This window comes from Bacteroides sp. Phil13, from assembly GCF_001940965.1.
GTDB lineage: Bacteria > Bacteroidota > Bacteroidia > Bacteroidales > Bacteroidaceae > Bacteroides > Bacteroides intestinalis.
In genome coordinates this window covers 180-4,558 of the sequence record NZ_MSHA01000102.1, presented here as the reverse complement: position 1 = coordinate 4,558, position 4,379 = coordinate 180, and the positions used below count along the sequence as shown (strand labels likewise).

Annotated in this window: 5 protein-coding genes; 3 read left to right on the top strand and 2 right to left on the bottom strand. The window is 42.1% G+C overall.

The features are described from left to right. Positions 1 to 35 precede the first annotated feature (35 nt). Together BWI44_RS19900 and BWI44_RS19895 are read right to left on the bottom strand one after the other, a co-directional pair. On the bottom strand, positions 36 to 551 hold the full coding sequence (locus BWI44_RS19900) for a gamma carbonic anhydrase family protein (RefSeq protein ID WP_007662112.1): 516 nt from the start codon (positions 549 to 551) through the stop codon (positions 36 to 38). A gap of 26 nt (positions 552 to 577) precedes the next feature. Next, a complete protein-coding gene (locus BWI44_RS19895) occupies positions 578 to 2,359 on the bottom strand; it encodes an aminopeptidase P family protein (protein ID WP_195209937.1) in 1,782 nt (593 codons plus the stop codon). Positions 2,360 to 2,796: 437 nt separating this feature from the next. Between BWI44_RS19895 and rpsU the strand changes: the two genes are divergently transcribed. The 3 genes from rpsU (at position 2,797) to hpf (ending at position 4,261) form a co-directional block, all read left to right on the top strand. Next, positions 2,797 to 2,988: a 30S ribosomal protein S21 gene (rpsU, locus tag BWI44_RS19890; RefSeq protein WP_007662115.1), complete on the top strand. Its 192-nt coding sequence runs from the start codon at positions 2,797 to 2,799 to the stop codon at positions 2,986 to 2,988. Between the two features lie 72 nt (positions 2,989 to 3,060). After that, the gene (xerC, locus tag BWI44_RS19885; protein WP_186973326.1) at positions 3,061 to 3,945 is read left to right on the top strand and encodes a tyrosine recombinase XerC; all 885 of its coding nucleotides are present in this window, start codon (positions 3,061 to 3,063) and stop codon (positions 3,943 to 3,945) included. Positions 3,946 to 3,961: 16 nt separating this feature from the next. Further along, on the top strand, positions 3,962 to 4,261 hold the full coding sequence (gene hpf / locus BWI44_RS19880) for a ribosome hibernation-promoting factor, HPF/YfiA family (RefSeq protein ID WP_117691258.1): 300 nt from the start codon (positions 3,962 to 3,964) through the stop codon (positions 4,259 to 4,261). Positions 4,262 to 4,379: the final 118 nt, after the last annotated feature.

Genomic DNA, 4,379 nt, shown 5'->3' with positions numbered 1-4,379 from the left:
TGCCCGCTTTCTATTTATATCTATCTGTCGCTTTTTTACTCTTTATACCAATTAGAATACATCAGATAGTTATGTGCAATCTTCTGATTCAACTCTTTAGCCTGCGCCGGATCTACTTTCTTTATGAATTTTGCAGGAACACCACCCCAGATGCTTCCCGGTTCGATGACCGTGTTGCTCAAGACCAGTGAGCCGGCAGCAACAATAGCTCCTTCACCCACAATGGCGTGGTCGAGAATGGTAGAGCCCATGCCTACCAATGCATAATCTTTAATGGTAGCTCCATGAATGGTGACGTTGTGCCCTACAGAAACGTGATCGCCTATTTCAATGGTTGATTTTTCATATAAGGTGTGCAGTACGCTTCCGTCTTGTATGTTGACCCCGTTTCCGATACGGATGGAGTTTACGTCTCCGCGCAGTACGGTGCTGAACCAAATGCTGCAATCACGTCCCATTTTTACATCTCCGATGATGGCTGCATTGTCCGCTAAAAAACAGTTCTCTCCAAATTCAGGAGTGAAACCTCTGACTGATTTGATTAATGCCATTTTGTATACTGGTTACTATTTAGTGGTTATAATTTACTTGTTGCTTCCTTCAACCATGCCTGTTCTTCTTTGTTCAGGCTTGGCGATAATTTCTCATATACAGTTTGATGATAGCTGTTGAGCCATTCGATTTCTTCTGTAGTGAGCAGTTCTTTAATAATTCCTTTTTTGCAGATAGGGCAGAGGGTTACAGTCTCGAATTGCAGATAGTTGCCGAACATTCCTTCTCCAGCAGGAACTACCAGAACCAGATTTTCCGTCCGGATTCCATGACTTCCTGCTTTGTATACGCCCGGTTCGTTGGATGTCAGCATACCCAGTTGCAGGAGTATCGGGTTCTCGTTCATCCGGATACTCTGTGGCCCTTCGTGTACATTCAGGAAATGGCCCACACCATGCCCTGTACCATGAAGGAAGTTCATTCCTCGTTGCCATATCGGCATACGTGCCAGTACATCCAGTTGTGCTCCGCGTGTACCAACAGGAAATTTAGCCATTGCCAGTGCGATGTGTCCTTTTAATATCAATGTATAGTCTGTTTTCTCTTCTTCGGTTAGTTTGCCTAAGGCAATCGTACGTGTAATATCTGTGGTTCCGTCCAGATATTGTGCGCCGGAATCTAATAGCAGAAAACCTTCAGGCTTTAGAGGAACATCTGTTTCGGGAGTCGCTTCGTAATGTACGATTGCCCCATGTTCTTTGTATCCTGCAATGGTGTCAAAGCTTTCTCCCTTGTATAAATCCTGTTCGGCACGGAAGTTATGCAGCTTTTTGTCTACACTTATCTCGGTTTCTTTGCCGGTGGGGACTACCTCTTCCAGCCACTTTAGGAATTTGACCAGAGCTACTCCGTCCCGTTGCATTGCTGCGTGTATTCCGGCTATTTCCTGTTCGTTACGAATTGCTTTCAGCAGAGTAACCGGGGAAGCTCCATGAATGATTCTGCAATTGGGGTTGACGGCCGAATACATGGCGTAATTTGTTTTAGCCGGGTTAATGAGCAGGCTATCCACATTTATCCGGTTGAGGTATGTTTCCACTTCCTCATAAGGGTGCAGGCTTGCTCCTATTTCTTTTAGATAGTTGGCAACCACAGGGGTAATCTTTTGTGGTTGGATGAAAAAGTGTGTATGTTGTTCTTCAATCAATAGGTAGCTGACAACTACAGGATTGCAATGTACATCACTGCCGCGCAGGTTGAGTGTCCATGCAATTTCGTCCAGAGCCGACAGGAATAATGCTTTGGCATTGCACTTTTTCAACTCTTCCCGGATAATGGAAATTTTTTCTGTGCTGCTTTTTCCTGCATATTTCGTTTCATGGATAAAAGCTGGACCTTCCGGCATTGGTGGTCGATCAGTCCATAATTGATCTAACGGATCTGAAATACTTTTCAGCCGTATCCGCTGTTTCTGTAATTTAACTCTCATGTTTTCCACAGCTTCTGCAGAAAACATTTTCCCATCAATACCTACGGTGTCACCGGGAGCTAATTGCATACTTAAAAACGTGGAGATACTGGGTGTTTCAGGAAGCATTTCTTTGTATAACTCTATTTCAGTACCTTCCAACTGTTGGGCAGCTTGGAGGAAATAGCGGGAATCAGTCCATAATCCTGCCTTAGTGGTAGTTACGACAACGGTTCCTGCGGAACCTGTAAAACCGGAAATCCATTCCCGGGATTTCCAGTGAGGAGCAACATATTCACTCAGATGCGGGTCTGTACTCGGAATAATAAAGGCCTGTATGCCATCTTGACTGAACAAAGCCCGTAAGGCTTGTATCCGATTGTTTATTGTCTGGCTCATATACTATTTATATATAGGTATAACATTCATCCCTCAAAGATACTCACTTTCTTTGAATATCTTTTGCCGATTACTGTACTTTGTCCGTTGGCAGCAGGTAATCAATGCTTTTATCAATGTATGAACAATACCAACTCCATGGCTGAACCCGACCTGTCCCCGACTTGCTCCGTACATTCTGCGGTCAGAGGTACCTCTGAATGGAGAGAATGCGGAGTTGGTACGGAGCAGGTATTATGTTAGTTGGCTTCTTTTTTCGGCAAATGTCCTATTTGCCTGCTTATTCTATTGGGGCTGAGAATTTTTTGTTGTGGCATTCTTTCTTCTTTTTGCAGATTTTTTGGCGGAAAGTTTTGTGGATAAAGAAACTATGTGTAATTTTGCCGCTCAATTTAATCGTGAGATTTTTAAACCATTAACATTTTAATAAAAAGAAAATGATTGTAGTACCTGTAAAAGAAGGCGAAAACATTGAGAAAGCGCTGAAGAAATTTAAAAGAAAATTCGAAAAAACTGGTATCGTTAAGGAATTAAGAAGCAGACAGCAGTTTGACAAACCGTCTGTGGTAAACAGACTTAAGAAAGAACGTGCAGTTTACGTACAAAAACTTCAGCAAGTAGAAGATTAATAATTCGTAATTTCCTTTGAATTATTGAATTCTTTTCATACATTCGTTGCATGATTTTTGATGTAGCGATATATGTGGTTGACAGACTCTTTTCTTGACTATCTTCAGTACGAACGGAATTACTCCGAAGAGACTATAAAGTCTTATCGGGAAGATTTGCGTCAGTTTGAAGAGTTTGCGAGAGAAGAAATTGGAGATTCGGCTCCATCGGAAGTAAAGGCTGAACTTGTTCGCGAATGGATTGTTTCCTTAATGGACAGGGGATATACTTCTACTTCAATAAACCGGAAGCTAAGTTCGCTTAGGTCATTTTATAAGTTCCTTTTAAGGAAGGGTGAGGTGGCTGTGAATCCATTGCAAAAGATAACGGGGCCTAAAAATAAGAAACCGTTACCTGCTTTTCTTCGGGAGAGTGATATGGACAGGTTGTTGGATGAGGTGGATTTTGGTGAAGGCTTTAAGGGGTGTCGTGATCATATGATTATTGAGATGTTTTATGCCACGGGCGTGAGGCTTTCAGAATTGATAGGATTGGACAATAAAGATGTAGATTTCTCTTCTTCACTTATTAAAGTGACGGGGAAACGAAATAAACAGCGTTTGATACCTTTTGGCGAAGAGCTGAAAATTGCAATGACGGAGTATGTCGATGTTAGAAATGAAGCAGTTCCGGTTCGGACGGATGCATTTTTTGTCCGGGAGAATGGGGAACGTCTTTCTCGCAGTATTGTTGAAAATCTAGTGAAACGAAACCTGTCAAAGGTAGTAACGTTGAAGAAACGTAGTCCTCATGTGTTGAGGCATACTTTTGCTACGACTATGCTGAATCATGATGCAGAACTCGGAGCTATAAAAGAACTTCTCGGCCACGAGAGTTTGGCGACTACGGAGGTTTATACGCATACTACTTTTGAAGAACTTAAAAAAGTGTATAACCTGGCTCATCCTCGGGCCTAAAAGTAAGGAGGTAAGTATGGAAGTAAGAATTCAATCAATTCACTTTGACGCGTCAGAGCAATTGCAAGTCTTTATTCAGAAGAAAGTTGCAAAGTTGGAGAAGTATTACGATGATATAAAGAAAGTAGAGGTGTCATTAAAGGTAGTTAAACCAGAAACCGCAGAAAATAAAGAAGCTGGCGTAAAAGTGATTGTGCCTAGCGGCGATTTTTACGCAAGCAAGATCTGCGATACGTTTGAAGAGGCAATCGATTTAAGTGTTGAAGCCATAGAGAAACAGCTGGTTAAGTACAAGGAAAAACAACGGAGCAAATAAAATTTCGCTAAAATTTTGCGGAAAAGAAATAAATGCCTAAATTTGCAGCCGTTTCGCTCGCACTAGAACGTAACGGTTGCATTTTTTGAGTAATTGCCTCTTTAGCTCAGCTGGCCAG